The sequence below is a fragment of the Micromonospora citrea genome (assembly GCF_900090315.1).
GTDB classification, from domain to species: Bacteria; Actinomycetota; Actinomycetes; order Mycobacteriales; family Micromonosporaceae; genus Micromonospora; species Micromonospora citrea.
Map to the genome: position 1 here is coordinate 4,669,110 of NZ_FMHZ01000002.1, position 19,541 is coordinate 4,688,650.

General features: G+C 74.4%; 13 protein-coding genes, 1 tRNA gene and 1 pseudogene. 9 read left to right on the forward strand and 6 right to left on the reverse strand.

The features are described 5' to 3' along the window. Positions 1-203 precede the first annotated feature (203 nt). Complete coding sequence (gene pdxR, locus GA0070606_RS21485) at positions 204-1,679, reverse strand: MocR-like pyridoxine biosynthesis transcription factor PdxR (RefSeq protein WP_091103443.1); 1,476 nt, start codon at positions 1,677-1,679, stop codon at positions 204-206. Between the two features lie 52 nt (positions 1,680-1,731). On the opposite strand from pdxR, the gene GA0070606_RS21490 reads away from it, so the two are divergent. Together GA0070606_RS21490 and GA0070606_RS21495 are read left to right on the forward strand one after the other, a co-directional pair. Next, positions 1,732-2,529 carry an isocitrate lyase/PEP mutase family protein gene (locus tag GA0070606_RS21490; protein WP_091103444.1) on the forward strand — a complete coding sequence of 266 codons (798 nt, stop codon included), beginning with the start codon at positions 1,732-1,734 and terminating at the stop codon, positions 2,527-2,529. A 31-nt stretch (positions 2,530-2,560) separates the two neighbouring features. Further along, positions 2,561-3,520 carry a DNA polymerase domain-containing protein gene (locus GA0070606_RS21495; RefSeq protein ID WP_091103446.1) on the forward strand — a complete coding sequence of 320 codons (960 nt, stop codon included), beginning with the start codon at positions 2,561-2,563 and terminating at the stop codon, positions 3,518-3,520. A gap of 296 nt (positions 3,521-3,816) precedes the next feature. On the opposite strand, the gene GA0070606_RS21500 is transcribed toward GA0070606_RS21495, so the two are convergent. From GA0070606_RS21500 to GA0070606_RS21515, 4 genes are all read right to left on the reverse strand, one after another. Continuing rightward, positions 3,817-3,888: transfer RNA gene (locus GA0070606_RS21500), tRNA-Arg, on the reverse strand. Positions 3,889-4,331: 443 nt separating this feature from the next. After that, positions 4,332-5,024, reverse strand: coding sequence for a winged helix-turn-helix domain-containing protein (locus GA0070606_RS21505; RefSeq protein WP_091103449.1), 693 nt, complete (start codon positions 5,022-5,024; stop codon positions 4,332-4,334). A gap of 235 nt (positions 5,025-5,259) precedes the next feature. After that, positions 5,260-5,928 (reverse strand): DUF305 domain-containing protein, encoded by a 669-nt coding sequence (locus GA0070606_RS21510; RefSeq protein WP_091103451.1) that lies wholly within the window; start codon positions 5,926-5,928, stop codon positions 5,260-5,262. A gap of 8 nt (positions 5,929-5,936) precedes the next feature. Continuing rightward, positions 5,937-6,752 carry a thioredoxin-like domain-containing protein gene (locus tag GA0070606_RS21515; protein ID WP_091103453.1) on the reverse strand — a complete coding sequence of 272 codons (816 nt, stop codon included), beginning with the start codon at positions 6,750-6,752 and terminating at the stop codon, positions 5,937-5,939. A gap of 100 nt (positions 6,753-6,852) precedes the next feature. On the opposite strand from GA0070606_RS21515, the gene argS reads away from it, so the two are divergent. The 6 genes and pseudogenes from argS to GA0070606_RS21545 all read left to right on the forward strand — a co-directional run bounded on the left by argS (position 6,853) and on the right by GA0070606_RS21545 (position 17,649). Then, positions 6,853-8,517 (forward strand): arginine--tRNA ligase, encoded by a 1,665-nt coding sequence (gene argS / locus GA0070606_RS21520; RefSeq protein WP_091103455.1) that lies wholly within the window; start codon positions 6,853-6,855, stop codon positions 8,515-8,517. Between the two features lie 57 nt (positions 8,518-8,574). Continuing rightward, complete coding sequence (lysA, locus tag GA0070606_RS21525; protein ID WP_091103458.1) at positions 8,575-9,987, forward strand: diaminopimelate decarboxylase; 1,413 nt, start codon at positions 8,575-8,577, stop codon at positions 9,985-9,987. 8 nt (positions 9,988-9,995) lie between these two features. Then, positions 9,996-11,309 carry a homoserine dehydrogenase gene (locus tag GA0070606_RS21530; protein WP_176737561.1) on the forward strand — a complete coding sequence of 438 codons (1,314 nt, stop codon included), beginning with the start codon at positions 9,996-9,998 and terminating at the stop codon, positions 11,307-11,309. Between the two features lie 247 nt (positions 11,310-11,556). After that, on the forward strand, positions 11,557-12,606 hold the full coding sequence (gene thrC, locus GA0070606_RS21535) for a threonine synthase (protein WP_091103464.1): 1,050 nt from the start codon (positions 11,557-11,559) through the stop codon (positions 12,604-12,606). A 355-nt stretch (positions 12,607-12,961) separates the two neighbouring features. Beyond that, a pseudogene (locus GA0070606_RS21540) lies at positions 12,962-16,010 on the forward strand (efflux RND transporter permease subunit); the annotation flags it as partial. A 400-nt stretch (positions 16,011-16,410) separates the two neighbouring features. Further along, a complete protein-coding gene (locus tag GA0070606_RS21545) occupies positions 16,411-17,649 on the forward strand; it encodes an MFS transporter (RefSeq protein ID WP_091103470.1) in 1,239 nt (412 codons plus the stop codon). Between the two features lie 87 nt (positions 17,650-17,736). Here the strand turns inward: GA0070606_RS21545 and GA0070606_RS21550 are convergent, their stop codons facing one another. Beyond that, positions 17,737-18,261, reverse strand: a complete 525-nt coding sequence (locus GA0070606_RS21550) for a hypothetical protein (protein ID WP_091103472.1) — start codon at positions 18,259-18,261, stop codon at positions 17,737-17,739. Positions 18,262-18,398: 137 nt separating this feature from the next. Here GA0070606_RS21550 and thrB point away from each other — a divergent pair, with 137 nt between their 5' ends. After that, on the forward strand, positions 18,399-19,343 hold the full coding sequence (thrB, locus tag GA0070606_RS21555) for a homoserine kinase (protein ID WP_091103475.1): 945 nt from the start codon (positions 18,399-18,401) through the stop codon (positions 19,341-19,343). Positions 19,344-19,541 lie beyond the last annotated feature (198 nt).

Here is a 19,541-nt window from a genome sequence, read left to right on the forward strand (position 1 = left end):
CACTTTCGGCCCCCGACATGTGTGGGTTCGCCCCCTTCGCCGGGGCAGAAACTGCATGATCGCGGGCGCGGGCGCGGGCGCGGGCGCGGGCGCGGGCGCGGGCGAGGGCGAGGCGTCGCGGGCGAGGCGGGGCGGCGCGGGCGAGGGCGAGGCGTCGCGGGCGGGGCGGAGCGGGGACGGGGTGCGGGGGAGGGGCGGGTGGGTCAGGGGGTTGTCGTGCGGAGGACGCGCGTCAGCGCGTCGAGGGCGGCCGGGTACGCGTGCGAGGGCGGGGTGGCGTAGCCGACGACCAGGCCCTGCGGTTCCCCGCCGGGGGCGTGCCGGAGCCGGTCGAGGGAGCCCAGGGCCAGCCCCTGACGGGCGGCCTCGGCCAGCACCTCCGCCTCGGTCGGCCCGCCGGGCGGCAGCTCGACCAGGGCGTGCAGGCCGGCCGCGACGCCGCCCACGACATACCGTCCGCCGGCCGCGACACTGCCCACGACATGCCGTCCGCCGGCCGCGACGCCGTCCATGGCATATCGCCCGCCGGCCGCGTCCAGCCGGCCCAGCAGCAGGTCGCGCCGGCGGCGGTAGTGCCGGCGGACCGCGCGGACCTGGCGGTCGTAGCCGTGGGTGACGATCAGGTCGGCGAGCGCGAGCTGCCCGATCGTCTCCGAGTGCAGGTCCAGGTGACGCTTCGCCGCCACCACCGGCTCGACCAGCCGGGCGGGCAGCACCAGCCAGGCCAGGCGCAGCGCGGGACCGAGGGTCTTGGCGGCGGTGCCGACGTAGGCGACCTGCTCCGGCGCGGTGCCCTGGACGGCGCCGACGGGCTGCCGGTCGTAGCGGAACTCGCCGTCGTAGTCGTCCTCGACCACCAGCGCGTCCCGGTCCCGGGCCCAGCGGATCAGCGCGCGGCGGCGCTCGGGGGCCAGGGTCACCCCCGTCGGGTACTGGTGCGCCGGCGTCAGCACCGCGGCGGCCACGTCGGCGAGCGCGCCCGTGCCGAGCAGGTCGGTCCGGGCGCCGTGGGCGTCCACCGGCAGCGGCAGCACCGTGCCGCCCTGGCGGCGGACCACCTCCCGGTGGAACGCCAGCCCCGGGTCCTCCATCGCCAGCACCGGCCGGCCCTCGTCCCGCAGCACGCTGACCAGCAGCACGAGCGCCTGCACGTACCCGGTGGTGACCACGATCCGGTCGGGGTCGGCCAGCACACCCCGGGCGCGGCCCAGGTAGCCGGCGAGCGCGGTGCGCAGCTCGATCCGTCCGCGCGGATCGCCGTAGCCGTAGGCGGCCGGCGGGGCGGCGGCCAGCGCCCGGCGGGTCGCGCGCAGCCAGGCGGTGACCGGGAAGGTACCGAGGTCGGGGCTGCCGGGACGCAGGTCGTACCGGGGCGGGGCCGGGCCGGGCGGCGGGGCGGCCGGCGCCGGCGCGGTGCGGCGCAGGGGGCTCACCTCGGTGCCGGAGCCGATCCGGGCCACCAGCCATCCCTCGGCGACCAGTTGGTCGTACGCGGCGCTGACCGTGCCCCTGGAGAGGCCGAGCTGCGCGGCGAGCGCCCGGGTGGCGGGCAGCCGGGTCGACGGGGCCAGCCGCCCGTCGCGGATGGCGTGCCGCAGCGCCCGTTCCAGTCCGGCCCGGCGGCCGGTCGAGGCGTCCAGCTCCAGGTGCAGGTCGACGCCGAAAGCGGCCCAGTCCATCGGCACGGGATTGGAGCTTAGAGGGGTGCCGCCGCCGACCGAGAATCGGCGCATGACTGACATGCTCGCAACCCGGGCGGAGGCGCTGCGCGAGCTGCACCGGCCCGGTGACCCGCTGGTCCTGCCCAACGCCTGGGACGCCGGCTCCGCCCGCCGCGTCGCCGCGGCCGGCTTCCCGGCGGTCGCCACCAGCAGCAGCGCCGTCGCCGAGTCGCTGGGCCACGCCGACGGCGAGGCCACCCCGCCGGGGGAGATGTTCGCCGCGGTGGCCCGCGTCGCCCGCGCGGTCGCCGTCCCGGTCACCGCCGACCTGGAGCGGGGGTACGGGCTGGGCCCCGCCGAGCTGGTCGAGCGGCTGCTCGGCGCCGGGGCGGTGGGCCTGAACCTGGAGGACTCCGATCCGCGTACGGGCGGGCTGGTGGACGCCGGGGTGCAGGCCGACCTGCTGGCCGGGATCCGGGCGGCGGCCGAGGCGGCGGGGGTCCCGGTGGTGCTCAACGCCCGGGTCGACGTCTTCGTCCGGGCCGACGGCGATTCCGCCGCGCGGCTGTCCGAGGCCATCCGCCGGGCCACCCGCTACCTGGCCGCCGGCGCGGACTGCGTCTACCCGATCCTGCTCGCCGATCCGGCGGCGCTCTCCGCCCTGGTGCGGGCCGTGCCGGGGCCGGTGAACGCGCTCGCCCGGCCCGGCGCGCCGACGGTGCCGGAGTTGGCCGCGCTCGGGGTGGCCCGGGTCAGCTACGGCGGCGGCCTGTACGCCGCCGCCCGCGCGCACACGGACCGGCTGCTCGACGTCGTACGGGCCGGCGGTGACCCGTTTGCCGGGAATCGATCCGCCGCGTCCGGTTGACCGCCGGCCGCCGGGCCGCGAAGGTGGTCGGATGAGTCGCGCTGACGAGACCCGCGACGGGGTGTCGCTGACCAACCTCGACCAGCCGCTGTCCGACGGCGACGACGCGACCAAGCGGGACCTGGTCGACTACCTCGACGCCGTGCACGAGCGGATCCTGCCGGCGCTGCGCGGCCGACCGCTCTCGGTGATCCGGGTCCGGCCCGGCCAGCCCTCGTTCATGCAGAAGAACCTGCCGAAGTACACCCCGGAGTGGGTGCGCCGCACCTCGGTCTGGGCCGAGGCGTCCCACCGCGAGGTCTCGTACGCGCTCTGCGACGACCGGCGCACCCTGCTCTGGTTCGCCAACCAGCGGGCGGTGGAATACCACCCCACCCTCGCCACGGTCGAGGACCTGCACCGCCCCACCCACCTGGTGCTCGACCTCGATCCGCCCGAGGGAGACTCGTTCGGGCTGGCGGTCGCCGCCGCCCTGCTCGTCCGGCAGGCGCTCGCCGACGCGGGGCTCGCCGGTGCGGTGAAGACCAGCGGGGCGAAGGGCGTACACGTCTTCGTGCCGGTGGCGGCGGGCACCGCCGTGGAGGACATGGCCGCCGCGACCCGCGCGGTCGCGGCCCGCGCCGAACGGCTGGATCCGGCGCTGGCCACCACCGCCTTCATCCGCGAGGACCGGGGCGGCAAGGTGTTCGTGGACTCGACCCGTGCCGGCGGGGCGACCGTGGTGGCCGCCTACAGCCCCCGGCTGCGGCCGGGCGTGCCGGTCTCGTTCCCGGTCGACTGGGCCGACCTGGGCGACGTCGCCCCGGCGGACTTCACGATCCGCACCGTGCCGGCGCTGGTCGCCGACCGTGACCCGTGGGCCGAGAGGATGCCCGCGCCGCAGCGGCTCCCGGCGGATCTGGTCGCGGAGGGGCACACCATCCCCATCGCCCGCGTGCAGGCCATGCACGAGGGAAAGCGCCGGGCCCGCGCCCGCCGCGCCGCCGGCTGACGTACGCGCCACGCGCCGCCGGGCGACCGGCCGCTCGTTGGGTGCGGGGGTGAAAGTGGCCGGACGGGCCGGGGACCATTCGATCATCGTGCCTGTGGCGTACCCTACGGACCTCCACCGACGCCATCCGATCGCCAGTGATCCCGCGCCGATCAACGGCAGTTCGACGAGGCGGGCCGGGTCCTCGGCGGTGACGCCTGCCACAGGCCACTGACGATGGACAAACGATGAAGGCCCCTGACCGGATCTCCCTGGTCAGGGGCCTCAACGTGCTGGTCAAGCCTTCTTAGCAAGTGTGCCCCCGGCAGGATTCGAACCTGCGCCCCCGCCTCCGGAGGGCGGTGCTCTATCCCCTGAGCTACGGGGGCTCAGCGACTGGAGAAGACTAGCAAACGCCGCCACGGATTGCCGAATCGGTATGCGGTGCCCGCCCTCGTGTCGCCCAGGCCGCTGTCGGACTGGGCCGGATGCCGCCCGTCGCCGCTGGCCCGGGCCTCGCGCGGCACGAGTGGAACCTCGCGGTTGTCTCCCGGCGCAGGACACACCCATGACGTTCCACTCGTCGATGCCGCCGGCCGTCGGGGCGCTGGCCGGCACGCGGGGCGCTGGCCGGCACGTGGGGCGCGGGCCGCTCCCGGGGCGTTGGCCGTCATGCGGGGTGTGGGCCGGCACGCGGGGCACTGACCGCTCGCGAGGTGCGGGCCGGTCGCGGAGCGTTGGTTGCCCGCGGGTGCCGGCCGTCTGCGGCGCGTTGGCTGTCGTGCCCGGCCCGGGCGGCCGACGCGGTCGCCGGCGTTCGGGGGCGGGGCGGTCAGGCGGCGACGGCGCGGCCGCAGCTGGGCAGCGGGTGCAGCACGATGCGGCGCGGCAGGCGGCGGGGCCACTCGTTGCGGGGCCAGGACCCGTCGACGATCAGGTGCACCGTCCGCTGCTCCTCGCCGCTGAGCCGCAGCACGAAGTCGCGGGGGAGCGGCGGGTCGACCGACGGTGTGGTGATCATGAAGCGGACCCGGCCGCGGGACGAGACGGCGGAGATCACGTCCGCCGCCGGCATCGTGCCGCGCAGGCGTACCCGGCCGATCCAGTAGACCTCGGCGAGGTGCTCCTGCGCCGCCCGGGTGATGGTCGGATACTCGCTGCGTACCCAGCGTTCCACCGCGCCGACGCAGAGCCCGCAGGCGCGCTCCCGGGGCTCCCGCGGACCCAACCCCCAGGCCCGCAGGTACGCCCCGACCGCCCCGGCGTCCATGGGCGCCTCGAAGCGGCTCTGGATGAGCGTGTGCAGGCTCTGCCGCGTCCACAGCTCCTCGTCGAGGCCCAGGTCGTCCGGGTAGACGCCCCGCAGGACGTCGATCAGTTCGAGTTCCTGTTCGCGGCTGAGCGTTCCCGGCTCGCCCTGCCGATGTCCGCGACGGACGGCTGCCACCGCCCCGTCACCGCCGATGGTGTGGCGCCGGCACCAGCTGGTGACCGAACGCCGTGCGTCTCTCAGTGCAACCCCCACGTCCTGCGCAACGAGCCCGAATCGCAACTGGTCACGATATGTGTGGAGAAAACTCTCTAAGTGTCGCAATCGGTCGGACCGCACAGCAAACCACTAATCGGTCAAAGCGGTCGTAGTCCACCGGTCGAGGCCGCGCCTCGCCCGTCGCGCGGAGACGCGAGAGGCCCGCGTCGGCCGGGGTACCGGCGGTGACGCGGGCCTCTGCGACGGGCCGTCAGGCGACGTGACGCGGCGGTCAGCCGCCCAGGCGCTCGAGCGCGTTCTGAAGGTTGGTCAGGTCGTTGCGCTGGGTGTTCTTCATGGTCTGGGCCGTCCGGACGACGTCGGGCTCGTCGCTGGCGTCGAGGATGCCGTCGATCATGTGGATGCCGCCCAGGTGATGCTTGATCATCATTCGCAGGAAGAGGGTGTCGAGTTCCCGGCCCTCGGCCGCGCGCAGCTTCGCCATCTCCTCGGGGGTGGCCATGCCCGGCATGAGCCCGTCCCTGACCAGCCCGGCCCCGTCGGACATCCACGACATCGACGGCTGGCTGCCCGTGGGGTCGAGCCCCCACGAGCGCAGCCACGTCTGCATCGTGCCGATCTCGCCCTGCTGCGCGGCGGCGATGTCGCTGCCGATGTTGCGCACCTCGGGGTCGGTGCCCCGGTCGAAGGCGATCATGCCCATCTCCACCGCCTGCGCGTGGTGGGTCGCCATGTCGCGGGCGAACCCCGCCTCGGCCGAGGCGTCACCCGGCCGGGTCAGCCGGGGCGTCAGCACGCCGCCGGCGTACCCGAGGAGCAGCCCGACCGCGACGGCGAGCGCCAGCGTTACGGTGCCCCAGCGGCGCCCGGACGGCCGCCGCCGCTCCTCCGGGGCCGACCCGGTCGGCCCGCCGGTCTCGATCATGGTCGGGGTGCTCATCGGTCTCCTCAGCCCTGCGGCATCTGGTTGCCGTCGCGCGGGGCGGTGCCGGTGGCGGTGATGCCGCCGCTGCACAGCGCGTTCGGGCCCTCGACGGAGGCGTTGACCCGCAGCGTCTTGATGAACTCGTCGATCCGGCCGTCGTCGGCGCTGTCGACCTTGAGCTGGTAGCCCCAGGCCTGCAGGGAGATCGGCTTGTCCAGCCCCTCGAACGGGCTGAGCATCAGCTTCTCCTTGCCCTGCACCTTCTCCTTGAGCTTCGCCACCTGGTCGGCGGGCAGGTCGGGCCGGTGGGTGATCCACACCGTGCCGTGCTCCAGGCTGTGCACCGCGTGCTCGTTGGCGATCTGGGCGTCGTAGACGTCACCCATGCAGTTCTGCCAGGCGTCGTTGTGCGGGCCGGCCACGGGCGGGAGCACCGAGTAGGTGATGGAACCCCGCTGGTGGTTGCCGCCCTCGACGAGCTTCTTGTCCTTCTCGCGGAAGTTGACGATGCCGTCGATCGCGGCCGCCCGGTCCTCCCACGGCTTGGAGCCCTGGAACGCCGCCCAGGCGCCGTAGCCGATGATCGACACGGCGAGCACGCCCACGGCGACGAAGAGGGCGATCGGGCCCCAGGAGCGGCCCTGGCTCACCTTGACCGGCGTGACCGGCTTGCGGCCCTTGCCGCCGGCGCCAGGGCGAGGGCCCGTCGGCTTGCCGGCGCCGGCCTTGGCGGACCCGGGCTTGGCGCCGGCGGCCGGCCGTCCCGCCGCCGGCTTCTTGCCGGTGCTGACCACGGACGGACGGCGCTCGGGGCCGCCACCCGGTGTGCTGATGCTCATCGTGCCTCGTCAGGTCGGTCGGTCAGGGGATCCGGCGGGCCGGTTTCACACTCTGGGTCGCCGCCGCGGGTGCCGAGTCTACCCCCGATAACATGGATCGGTGACTCCCGCAGAACTCGCCGAGGTCGTCCTCTCCGCAGCCCACGCCGTCTTCACCGAGCGGGGCCTGGACCGTTCCGCCCTGCCGGACTCCACGGCGGTGGAGCGACCCCGCAACCCCGAGCACGGCGACTACGCCTCGACGCTGGCACTCCAGCTCAGCAAGAAGGTGGGCGTCCCGCCGCGCGAGCTCGCCGCCGCCCTCGCCGAGCAGCTCGGCCGGGCCCCGGGGGTCAAGTCGGTCGAGATCGCCGGCCCGGGCTTCCTCAACATCCGGCTCGACGCGGCCGCCGCCGGCCAGCTCGCCCGGACGATCGTCGAGGCCGGCGAGGAGTACGGCCGCAGCGACCGGCTCGCCGGTCAGCGGATCAACCTGGAGTTCGTCTCGGCGAACCCGACCGGCCCGGTGCACATCGGCGGCGTCCGCTGGGCGGCCGTCGGCGACGCGCTCAGCCGGCTGCTGCGCGCCACCGGCGCCGACGTGGGCACGGAATACTACTTCAACGACGCCGGCTCCCAGATCGACCGGTTCGCCCGCTCGCTGCTCGCCGCCGCCCGGGGCGAGCCGGCCCCCGAGGACGGCTACGCCGGGGCGTACATCACCGAGATCGCCGACGCCGTCCGCAGCGCCCGGCCGGATGTGCTGGAGCTGGACGACGCCGCCGCCCAGGAGGTCTTCCGGGTCGAGGGCGTGCAGCTCATGTTCGCCGAGATCAAGTCCTCGCTGCGCGGCTTCGGGGTCGAGTTCGACACCTACTTCAACGAGAAGGACCTGCACGACCGGGGCGAGCTGGACCACGCGCTCGACCGGCTGCGCGAGCAGGGCCACACGTTCGAGGCCGACGGCGCGACCTGGCTGCGCACCACCGACTTCGGCGACGACAAGGACCGGGTGCTGCGCAAGTCCAACGGCGAGTGGACCTACTTCGCCGCCGACTGCGCCTACTACCTCGACAAGCGCGAGCGCGGCTTCGAGCGGGTCGTGATCATGCTGGGCGCCGACCACCACGGCTACATCGGCCGGATGAAGGCGATGGCGGCGTGCTTCGGCGACGACCCGGAGCGCAACCTGGAGATCCTGATCGGCCAGCTGGTCAACCTGGTCCGCGACGGGGCCCCGGTCCGGATGAGCAAGCGGGCCGGCACCGTGGTGACGCTGGAGGACCTGGTCGACGCGATCGGCGTGGACGCCGCCCGGTACGCGCTGGCCCGCTACTCCAGCGACTCCCCGATCGACATCGACGTCGAGCTGTGGACCCGGGCCACCCGCGACAACCCGGTCTACTACGTGCAGTACGTGGCGGCCCGCACGGCCAGCGTCGGCCGCAACGCCGCCGAGGTGGGGCTGACCCGGGGCGACGCCGAGGCGTTCCGCCCGGAGCTGCTCGGGCACGAGAAGGAGAACGAGCTGCTCAAGGCGCTCGCCGAGTTCCCCGCCGTGGTCGCCACGGCGGCCGAGCTGCGGGGGCCGCACCGGGTGGCGCGCTACCTGGAGGAGCTGGCCGGGGCCTACCACCGGTTCTACGACGAGTGCCGGATCCTGCCGCGCGGCGACGAGGAGATCAGCGACCTGCACCGGGCCCGGCTCTGGCTGAACGACGCCACCCGCACCGTGATCGCCAACGGGCTGCGCCTGCTCGGCGTCTCCGCCCCGGAGCGGATGTGACATGGGAGCGCGAGGAGTGAGCATGCGGGCCCGGTCGGCACGAAACGGAGATCGCTGATGCGCGCGCACGAGGCCGGCGCCCTGCACGGTGACATCGGCAGCCGGGGGCCGGCGTGGCTGCGTACGCCGGTCGACGTCAACGCCCTGGTGCCGGCGCTGTGGCCACGCAACGTGACGCGCGGCGCGGACGGCGCGCTCGCGGTGGCCGGGCTCGGCGTCCGCGACGTCGCGGCCGAGTTCGGCACCCCGGTGTACGTCCTCGACGAGGACGACCTGCGCTCGCGCTGCCGCGACTTCCGCGACGCCTTCGACGGCGTCGACGTCTACTACGCGGGCAAGGCGTTCCTGTGTCGCGCCGTGGTGCGGATGATCGCCGAGGAGGGCCTGCACCTCGACGTGTGCACCGGCGGCGAGCTGGCCACCGCGCTGTCGGCCGGGATGCCGCCCGAGCGGATCGGCTTCCACGGCAACAACAAGTCGGTACGCGAACTCACCCGGGCGCTGGACGCCGGGGTCGGCCGGATCATCCTCGACTCGTTCACCGAGATCGACCGGCTCACCGCGCTGGCCCGGGAGCGGGGCGTGCGGCCGAAGGTGATGATCCGGGTCACCGTCGGCGTCGAGGCGCACACCCACGAGTTCATCGCCACCGCCCACGAGGACCAGAAGTTCGGCTTCTCCCTCGCGGGCGGGGCGGCGGCCGAGGCCGCGTTCCGGGTGCTCGACGAGGGCGTGCTGGAGCTGCGCGGCCTGCACTCGCACATCGGCTCGCAGATCTTCGACGCCAGCGGCTTCGAGGTCTCCGCCCGCCGGGTGCTCGCCCTGCAGGCGCAGATCCGCGACGCGCGCGGGGTGGAGCTGCCCGAGCTGGACCTCGGCGGCGGCTTCGGCATCGCGTACACGACGCAGGACGACCCGTCGGCCCCGCAGGACCTGGCGAAGCGGATGCGCCGGATCGTCGAGTCCGAGTGCGCCGCCGAGCGGCTGAGCGTGCCGCACCTGTCGATCGAGCCGGGCCGGGCGATCGTCGGGCCGGCCGTGTTCACCCTCTACGAGGTCGGCACGGTGAAGTCCGTACCGGTAGGCACTGGTGGTGACGGAGCGGAGGGGCGTCGTGCCTACGTCAGCGTCGACGGCGGGATGAGTGACAACATCCGCACCGCGCTCTACGACGCGTCCTACTCCGCGACGCTGGCCTCCCGGGCGTCGGCCGCCGAGCCGATGCTCGCCCGCGTGGTGGGAAAGCACTGTGAGTCCGGGGACATCGTGGTGAAGGATGAATTCCTGCCCGCCGACGTGCAGCCCGGAGATCTTGTCGCGGTGCCCGGCACGGGTGCCTACTGCCGGAGCATGGCCAGCAACTACAACCACGTGCCCCGGCCCCCCGTGGTCGCGGTACGGGACGGCCAGGCGCGCCTGATCGTCCGGCGGGAGACCGAAGAGGACCTGCTCGCATTGGATGTGGGATGACGTCACCTGTGCGCCTGGCGCTGCTCGGCTGCGGCACGGTCGGCAGCGAGGTGGTCCGGCTGCTGCACGAGCAGTCGGCCGACCTCGCGGCCCGGATCGGCGCCCCGCTGGAGATCGCCGGCATCGCCGTACGCCGTCTCGGCCGTGACCGGGGCGACCTGCCGGTCGACCCCGCGCTGTTCACCACCGACGCGCTCGGTCTGATCAAGCGCGACGACGTGGACGTGGTGGTCGAGGTGGTCGGCGGCATCGAGCCGGCGCGGAGCTGGCTCGTCGAGGCGCTGCGGGCCGGCAAGAGCGTCGTGACCGCCAACAAGGCGCTGCTCGCCGAGGACGGCGCCAGCCTGCACGACGCGGCGGCCGAGGGCGGCGGCGACCTCTACTACGAGGCGTCCGTGGCCGGGGCGATCCCGCTGCTGCGCCCGCTGCGCGAGTCGCTGCACGGCGACCGGATCAACCGGGTCACCGGCATCGTCAACGGCACCACCAACTTCATCCTCTCCGCCATGGACGCGACCGGCGCCGGCTTCGCCGAGGCGCTGGAGGAGGCCACCGAGCTGGGGTACGCGGAGGCCGACCCGACCGCCGACGTGGAGGGCTTCGACGCGGCGGCCAAGGCCGCGATCCTCGCCTCGCTGGCCTTCCACACCCGGGTCGGCGCGGCCGACGTGCACCGGGAGGGCATTACCGAGGTCACGGCGGCCGACGTGGCCAGCGCCAAGGCGATGGGCTGCACCATCAAGCTGCTCTGCATCGCCGCCCGGGGCGCCGACGCCGCCGGCCGGGAGACGGTCAGCGTGCGGGTGCACCCGGCGATGATCCCGCTGGCCCACCCGCTGGCCAGCGTCGGCGACGCGTTCAACGCGGTCTTCGTCGAGGCCGAGGCGGCCGGGCCGCTGATGTTCTACGGCCGGGGCGCGGGCGGCGCGCCGACGGCCAGCGCCGTGCTGGGCGACGTGGTGGCGGTCTCCCGCAACCGGCTCGCCGGGGTGCGCTCGGCCAGCGAGTCCGCGTACGCGGACCTGCCGGTGCGGCCGATGGGGGAGGCGCTCACCCGCTACCACATCAGCCTGGACGTGGCCGACCGTCCCGGCGTCCTGGCGGCCGTCGCCGGGGTCTTCGCCCGGCACGACGTCTCCATCGCCACGGTGCGGCAGGGCCCGGCGGGCGGCGAGGCGGCCGGCCGCGGCGAGGACGCCGACCTGGTCATCGTCACCCACGTGGCGCCGGACGCGGCGCTCGCCGCCACCGTGCGCGAGCTGCGCGGGCTGGACATCGTCCGTTCCGTGGCGAGCGTGCTGCGGGTCGAGGGCGGGCTCTGACCGGTCGACCCGCATCCCCGGGGCGCGGGCTCTGATCGGCCGACCGACATTCCCGAGGGGCGGGCTCCGATCGGCCGACCGACATTCCCGTCGGCGGGTGGCCGTGCCGCTCGCCGTCCCGCCCGGCGGGGCGGGTGCCTTCGCGTCTCGCCTGGTGGTTAACTGCGGGTGCGCCGGCGGCGACTTGACGATGCTGGTCCAGGCTGGAGGCGTACCCGGCGGGACGGTAGAGGCGAGGGAGAGCGACATGTGGCGGGGTCTGATCGACGCGTACCGGGACCGTCTGCCGGTCACCGAGGCCACGCCCGTCGTGACCCTGCACGAGGGGAACACCCCGCTGCTGCCCGCGCCCGTGCTCTCCGCCCGGCTCGGCTGCGACGTGCACCTGAAGGTGGAGGGGGCCAACCCGACCGGCTCGTTCAAGGACCGGGGCATGACGCTCGCGGTGTCCAAGGCGGTCGAGGCCGGCAACAAGGCGATCATCTGCGCCTCCACCGGCAACACCAGCGCCTCCGCGGCGGCGTACGCGGCCCGCGCCGGGCTGACCTGCGCGGTGCTCGTGCCGCAGGGCAAGATCGCGCTGGGCAAGCTGGCCCAGGCCCTGGTGCACGGCGCCAGGCTGCTCCAGGTCTCCGGCAACTTCGACGACTGCCTGGCGCTGGCCGCGAAGCTCGCCCAGGACTACCCGGTCGCCCTGGTCAACTCCGTGAACGTCGACCGGCTGCACGGTCAGAAGACGGCCGCGTTCGAGATCGTCGAGGCGCTCGGCGACGCGCCCGACATCCACTGCCTGCCGGTCGGCAACGCCGGCAACGTCTCGGCCTACTGGATGGGCTACTCGGAGGAGCTGCGCGACGGCAACGCCACCCGCGCCCCGAAGATGTACGGCTTCCAGGCGGCCGGCGCCGCCCCGATCGTCAGCGGGCAGGTGGTCCGCGAGCCGTCCACGATCGCCACCGCCATCCGGATCGGCAACCCGGCCAGCTGGACCAGGGCCCTCGACGCCCGGGACTCCTCGGGCGGGCTGATCGCCGCCGTCACCGACCGGGAGATCCTGGCCGCGTACCGACTGCTGGCCCGCGAGATCGGGGTCTTCGTCGAGCTGGGCAGCGCGGCCAGCGTGGCCGGCCTGCTCCAGCAGGCCGCCGCCGGCAGGGTGCCCGCCGGCTCGACGGTGGTCTGCACGGTGACCGGCCACGGCCTGAAGGACCCGGAGTGGGCCATCTCCACCGCCCCGGCCCCGATCACCATCGCCAACGACCCGCTGGCCGCGGCCCGCTCCCTCGACCTGGCCTGAGCCGCGACCCGGTCGTACCGACGGGTCGGGAGCGGCCCGCCCGCGTCCCTGCCGGCGCGGCCGGAGCCGTCACCCTGCCCTCGCGCGACGCGGCGCGGTCCGGTCGCCCGTCACGGCGCGAAGGGCGTCTGCGGTCTTCCGCCCGGCCGACCCGGCGTCCGGGCGCCGGGTCGGCCGGGCGGGAGGGTGTCCGGTTTCCGTGGGGCGACCCCGGAAGGTGTCCGGCTCCCAGCGGGCGGGCCGCTGGGAGCGGTCCCGTGTGCGGGACCCGGGCGGGGGTGCCCGGGGAGCGGCGGGCCGGGTGCGGGAGACTTCAACTCCCGCAACCCGTCCTCTCCAGGAGTGAGCCACGCCGATGTCGCTGCTCGCCAGATTCAGCCTCGCCAACCGAGGGCTGGTCGCCCTCATCGCGGTGGTGATCACGGCGTTCGGAGCGTTCGCCGTACCGTCGCTGAAGCAGCAACTCCTGCCGTCGTTGGAGTTCCCGGCCGCGTTCATCGTGGCGACCTACCCGGGTGCCGGCCCGGAGATCGTCGAGTCGCAGGTCACCGAGCCGATCGAGAACAGCCTCCAGGCCATCCCCGGCCTGGACAAGATCACCTCGACGTCGCGCGAGGGCGCGGCGACGGTCCAGGTGCAGTACGAGTTCGGCACCGACCTGGACGACGTGGTCAACAAGATGGAGACCGCGCTCAACCGGATCGACACGCAACTGCCGGAGGGCGTCGACCCCCAGGTCATCGCCGGTAGCACCGACGACCTGCCCGCCGTGGTGCTCGCCGCGTCCGGCGGCGACGACCCGCGCGCACTCGCCGAGAAGCTGCGCGGCGCGGTCGTGCCGGAGCTGGAGGCGATCGAGGGGGTGCGTTCGGTCGACCTGACCGGCACCCGCGACGACGTCGTGGTCGTCAACCCGAACCCGGCCAAGCTGGCGGCGGCGAAGGTGGCGCCGACCGAGATCGGCACCGCGTTGAAGACCAACGGCGTGACCGTGCCGGCCGGTGCGGTGGCCGACGGCGGCCAGGCGCTGCCCGTGCAGGTGGGCACCCCGCTCGCCACGCTGGACGACCTGCGCGGCATCGTCGTCGCGCCGGCGGCGGGCAAGCGCGCCCCGGTCCGCCTCGGCGACGTGGCCACCGTCGAGCAGCAGCTCGCCCCGGCCACCGCGATCACCCGGACCAACGGCAAGGACAGCCTCGGCATCGCGATCACCGCCGCCCCGGACGGCAACGCGGTGGAGATCTCCCACGAGATCCGGGACCGGCTGGCCGAGCTGCGCGAGGCCTCCGGCACCGAACTGACCGTGGTCTTCGACCAGGCGCCGTTCGTCGAGAAGTCGATCGAGAGCCTGACCACCGAGGGCCTGCTGGGCCTGGTCATGGCCGTCGTCGTCATCCTGGTCTTCCTGCTGTCGGTCCGCTCCACCGTGGTCACCGCGGTCTCCATCCCGCTGTCGGTGGTGGTCGCCCTGATCGCGCTCTGGATCGGCGACTACTCGCTGAACCTGCTCACCCTCGGCGCGCTCACCATCGCGGTCGGCCGGGTCGTCGACGACTCGATCGTCGTGCTGGAGAACATCAAGCGCCACCTGGAGTACGGCGAGCCGAAGCGCGAGGCGATCCTCGCCGCCGTCCGCGAGGTGGCCGGCGCGGTGACCGCGTCGACCCTCACCACGGTCGCCGTCTTCGCGCCCATCGCGCTGGTGGGCGGCTTCGTCGGGCAGCTCTTCGCGCCGTTCGCGATCACCGTCACCGTGGCCCTGCTCGCCTCGCTGCTGGTCTCGCTGACCGTCATCCCGGTGCTCGCGTACTGGTTCCTCAAGCCGTCCGGCGGCACGGCGGACGACGCCGCGGTGCGGCGGGCGGCCGAGGAGAAGGAGCTGCGCAGCCCGTTGCAGCGGGCGTACCTGCCGGTGATCGGTTTCGCGACCCGCAAGCGGGCCACCCGCTGGATCACGCTCGGGCTCGGCGTGCTCGTGCTGTTCGGCACGTTCGGCCTGTCCCGCCAGCTGGAGACCAACTTCATCGACGACTCCGGCCAGGACACGCTGAGCATGACGCAGGAGCTGCCGGCGGGCACCGGGCTGGCAGGCACGGACGCGGCGGCCCGCCAGATCGAGGCGGTGCTGGAGCGCACCGACGGCGTCGAGACGTACCAGGTCACCGCGGGCGGCGGCGACAACCCGTTCGCCGGCGGCGGCAACAACGTCGCCACCTGGTCGCTGGCCCTCGGCGACGAGACCGACGCCAAGGAGATGCGGAAGGTCCTGCGCAAGGAGATCGACGCGCTGGGCGCGGCCGTGGGTGAGGTCAGCTTCGGTTCCGGGCAGGGCGGGGCCGCCGCCAACCAGCTGGAGGTGGTCGTCCAGGCCACCGACCCGCAGACGCTGGCGCGGGCCGCCGACGAGGTCCGGGCCGCCATGGCCGGGGTGCCGGACGTGGAGGACGTCTCCACCAGCCTCGCCACCCGGGTGCCGCGCGTCGACGTCACCGTCGACCGGGTCGCCGCCGGGCGGGCCGGGCTCACCGAGGCCGCCGTCGGCCAGTTCGTGGCGCAGGCGTTCCGGGGCGCGCCGCTGGGCCAGGTGACCCTGGACGGCGGGCAGCGAGACGTGGTGCTGCGGTTCGCCGGCAAGCCGCCGGTCTCCGTCGAGGAGCTGCGCGCGCTGCCGGTGGGGCCGGTGAAGCTGGACGACATCGCCGAGGTCACCGTGGCCGAGGGGCCGCAGCAGGTGACCCGGATCGACGGCGAGCGCAGCGTCTCCGTCACCGGTACGGCCACCGGCTCCAACCTCGGCGCCACCACCCAGGAGCTGCAGAAGAAGCTGGACGCCATCGACGTGCCGAATGCGACGTTCGCCATCGGCGGCGTCAGCGCCGACCAGGAGGAGGCCTTCGCCGACCTGGGCCTGGCGGTGCTCGCGGCCATCGCGATCGTCTTCCTGATCATGGTGGCCACGTTCCGCAGCCTGGTCCAGGCGCTGATCCTGCTGATCTCCGTTCCGTTCGCGGCGACCGGCGCGATCGGCCTGCTGCTGGTCACCGGCACCCCGCTGGGCGTGCCGGCGCTGATCGGCGTGCTCATGCTGGTCGGCATCGTGGTGACCAACGCGATCGTGCTGCTCGACCTGATCAACCAGTACCGGACCCAGGGCATGGGCGTCCGGGAGGCGGTGGTCGAGGGCGGCCGGCGCCGGCTGCGGCCGATCCTGATGACCGCGGTCGCCACGATCTTCGCGCTGCTGCCGATGGCACTCGGCCTCACCGGGGAGGGCGGCTTCATCTCCAAGCCGCTGGCGATCGTGGTGATCGGCGGTCTGCTCAGCTCGACGCTGCTCACCCTGATCCTGGTGCCGACGCTCTACACGATGGCGGAGAACACCAAGGAGAGCCTGCGCTCCCGCCGGACCCGCCGGTCCGGCGCCGCGCCGGTCACGCCGGCCGCCACCGCCACCCCGGGCGCCACCGCCACGCCGGGCGCCAGCGCCGCGCCGGCAGCCGACGCCCCGGCTGCCGGGGCGGAGGCGTCCGCGTCGCCGGCCCCGGTGACCTCGCCGGCCGGCGCGGAGGCGCCGGCCTCGACGGCGTCCCGGCCGGCTCCGTCGGCCGCCCTGGTCGACGGCACCGACCAGTTCGAGGTGCTGCGGCTGCCGAAGAGCCGGAAGTCCCCGCTGCCGCCAGCGGAGTAGCGGCCGGCACGTCCACGAACGCCCCCGACGGGTTCCGCCCGCCGGGGGCGTTCGCGTTCGGTCAGGTACCCGCCGGAGGCCGTGGCGCGTCGGCCCCCGCCGGGTAGGGTCCGGACGTGCCGTCCACCCTCTCGGTCCTCGTCCGCAACCGGAGTTTTCGCAGCCTCGTCCTGGCGGAACTTGTCGTCTTCGGCGCCGACTGGTTCGTCATGGTGCCGCTGCTGGTGCTCCTGCCCGACCTGACCGGCAGCGGTGTGTGGGGTGCCCTGGTGCTCACCGTGGACACCGGCATCGTGGCGCTGCTGCTGCCGTACACGGGCACCGTCGCCGACCGGTTCGACCGACGCAAGATCATGATTGCCGCCAACGTCGCGGCCCTGCTCGGCGTGCTGCTGCTCCTCGGCGTACGCGACGCCGGCACCGCCTGGCTGGCGATGGTCGGGATCGGCGTGATGGCGGTCGCCAAGGCGTTCTACTCGCCGGCGGCGCAGGCCGCCCTGCCCAACGTGCTCGACTCCGACGAGCTGGCGGCGGGCAACGCCGTCGCCGGTTCGGCGTGGGGCACGATGACGATCGTCGGCGCCTCGCTCGGCGGCATGCTCAGCGCCGCCGTCGGCCCGTACGCCTGCTTCTGGGTGGCGGCGGTCGGCCTGGTGGTCGCCGCGGGCCTGGCCACGCTGATCCGCCGGCCGTTGCAGGCCCCCCGCGACGCCGACCGGCCGGCGCAGCAGACCTGGGCGGCGATCCGCGAGGCGCTCGGCTACATCGGGCACCGGCCGAGGGTGCTGGCGCTGGTGACCGTGAAGTCCGCGGTCGGTCTGGGCAACGGGGTGCTGACGGTCTTCCCGCTGCTCGCCGCCGTGTACGGCGCCGGGCCCGTCGGTACCGGGCTGCTCTTCGCGGTACGGGGGGCGGGGGCGCTGGTCGGGCCGATGCTGATGCGCCGGGTGCTGACCAGACGGGCCTGGCTGCTGCCGGGGCTGGCGCTGTCCATGTCCCTCTACGGCCTGTCCTATCTCGGCACGTCGGTCGTCAACTGGTTCCCGCTGGTGCTGGTCCTGGTCTTCGTCGCCCACTTCGCCGGCGGCAGCAACTGGGTGATGTCGAACTTCGCGCTGCAGGGCGAGGTGCCCGACCGGTTGCGCGGCCGGGTCTTCGCCACCGACATGATGCTGGCGACCCTGGCCATCTCGGTCAGCCAGCTCGCCGTGGCAGCCGTGGTGGACGCCGTCGACGAGCGGGTGGTGCTGGCCGGCTGCGGCCTGGTCACGCTCGTCTACGCGGTCGGTTGGCGGATCGCGACCCGCCGGCTCTCCCTCACCGACCCGGTGCCGGAACCGGCCCCCGCCCGCTGACCCGTCGGTACATCCGCTCACCGCCCTCGCGGTCGTCCGCCGGTCAGGGGCGCGCCGCCTCGTCCGCCCCGTCCGGCCGTCCGCTGGTCAGGGGCGCGCCGCCTCGTCCGCGCCGTCCGGCCTCGTCCGGCCACCCCACTGCGCCGGCGGCCCGGCGGGAGCGTCCGCGGCCCACCCGGCGGGAGAAGGCACGGGCGGTCCGGCGGGAGGCGCGGGCGGCCCGGCGAGGGGCGGCGCGGGCGGGCCGGGAGGCCAGCCGCCCGAGGGGCCGGCCGTCGCGCCGGTTGCCCGCCGCCCGGCCAGCACCGCCGCGATCAGCAGGCCCGTCCCGACGGGGTACGCCAGGGCGACCACCCCGCTGTACGTCGTGCTCACGGCCTGGAACTCCGACCAGCCGAAGTCGGCGTGGATCAGGCGGGGAAGCAGCACGACCCAGGCGAGGTTGAGCACCGACGTGACGAGCAGCACGCCCAGCCCGAACAGGGCCAGCAGCCGAGGGCGCCTGGGCAGCCGGCGCCCGGCCGTCGCGGTCAGCACGAGGCCGACCAGCAGCACCAGCACCGTGGGCACCTGGACCGCGCCCACCGTCGCCACGTACCCGAGATCCCGCACTCTGCCTCCCACCGGTCGTCGGTCGGGTCAGGCTAGCGGAGCGGCGCCACTTCCGACCGTCCGCTCGGGACCGGCGGATCCGTCCCACCCGCCGGGCGAAGGGCCGCGACGTCGGCGTGGAGCCATAACATGAGCGCGTGCCGACGACATTCGTCTCCGACCCGGTGCGGGTCCGGGTCCCCGCCACCAGCGCCAACCTGGGGCCGGGTTTCGACGCGCTGGGGCTCGCCCTGACGCTCCACGACGACGTGGCCGCCGAGGTCACGGCCGGGGGCGTCACGGTGGCCGTGACGGGGCAGGGCGCCGGGGAGCTGCCGGCCGACGACCGCCACCTGGTGGTCCGCGCGATGCGGGCCACCTTCGACGCGCTGGGCGGTCAGCCGCCGGGCCTGGCGGTGGAGTGCGTCAACCGCATCCCGCAGGCCAGAGGGCTCGGCTCCTCGTCGGCCGCGATCGTGGCCGGCGTGCTGCTGGCCCGGGCGTTGGTGGCCGACGGGGCGGCCCGCCTGGACGACGCGGCCGCCCTGCGGCTGGCCGCCGAGATCGAGGGCCATCCGGACAATGTGGCGCCCTGCCTGCTCGGCGGGTTCACGCTGGCCTGGACGGAGCCGTCCGGGGCCCGGGCGGTGTCGCTGCCGGTCGCCCCCGGCGTACGGCCGACGGTCTTCGTGCCCGAGGAGCGCGGGCTGACGGCGGCGGCACGGGCCGCGCTGCCGGCCACCGTGCCGCACGGGGACGCGGCGCTCAACGCCGGCCGGGCCGCGCTGCTGGTGCACGCGATGACCGCCGATCCGGCGTTGCTGCTGCCGGCCACCGTCGACCGGCTGCACCAGGACTACCGCGCTGACGGCATGCCCGGCACTGCCGCCCTGGTCAGAGGGTTGCGTGCGACCGGTGTGGCCGCCGTGGTCAGTGGGGCGGGCCCCACCGTCCTGGCCCTGGACGGGCCGCCCGAGGGATTCGATCCGGGAACAGGATGGCAGGTCTGGCGGTTGGAACCGGACGGGCGCGGTGCACGGGTTGCCCGGGGTAGACTGGGACACGCGGAGCGGGACCCTGTTGCCGCAGGTCGGAAGAGTTGATTACGCTCTAGACTTAGCACAGCCGCGAAGCATGCGATCTCCCTGCGGGTCGGCGCACCCCCGAAGCTTTCGGCGGTCAGCCCGTCACCCCTGCCTAGGCCCACGCCGCACCGCAGTCTGCACAGGTCGCCGCAGAGGGCGAGACCTGCTCACCGATGTCGGTGAGTCGGGAAACCGACCGGCTGCTGTGTTACAGAC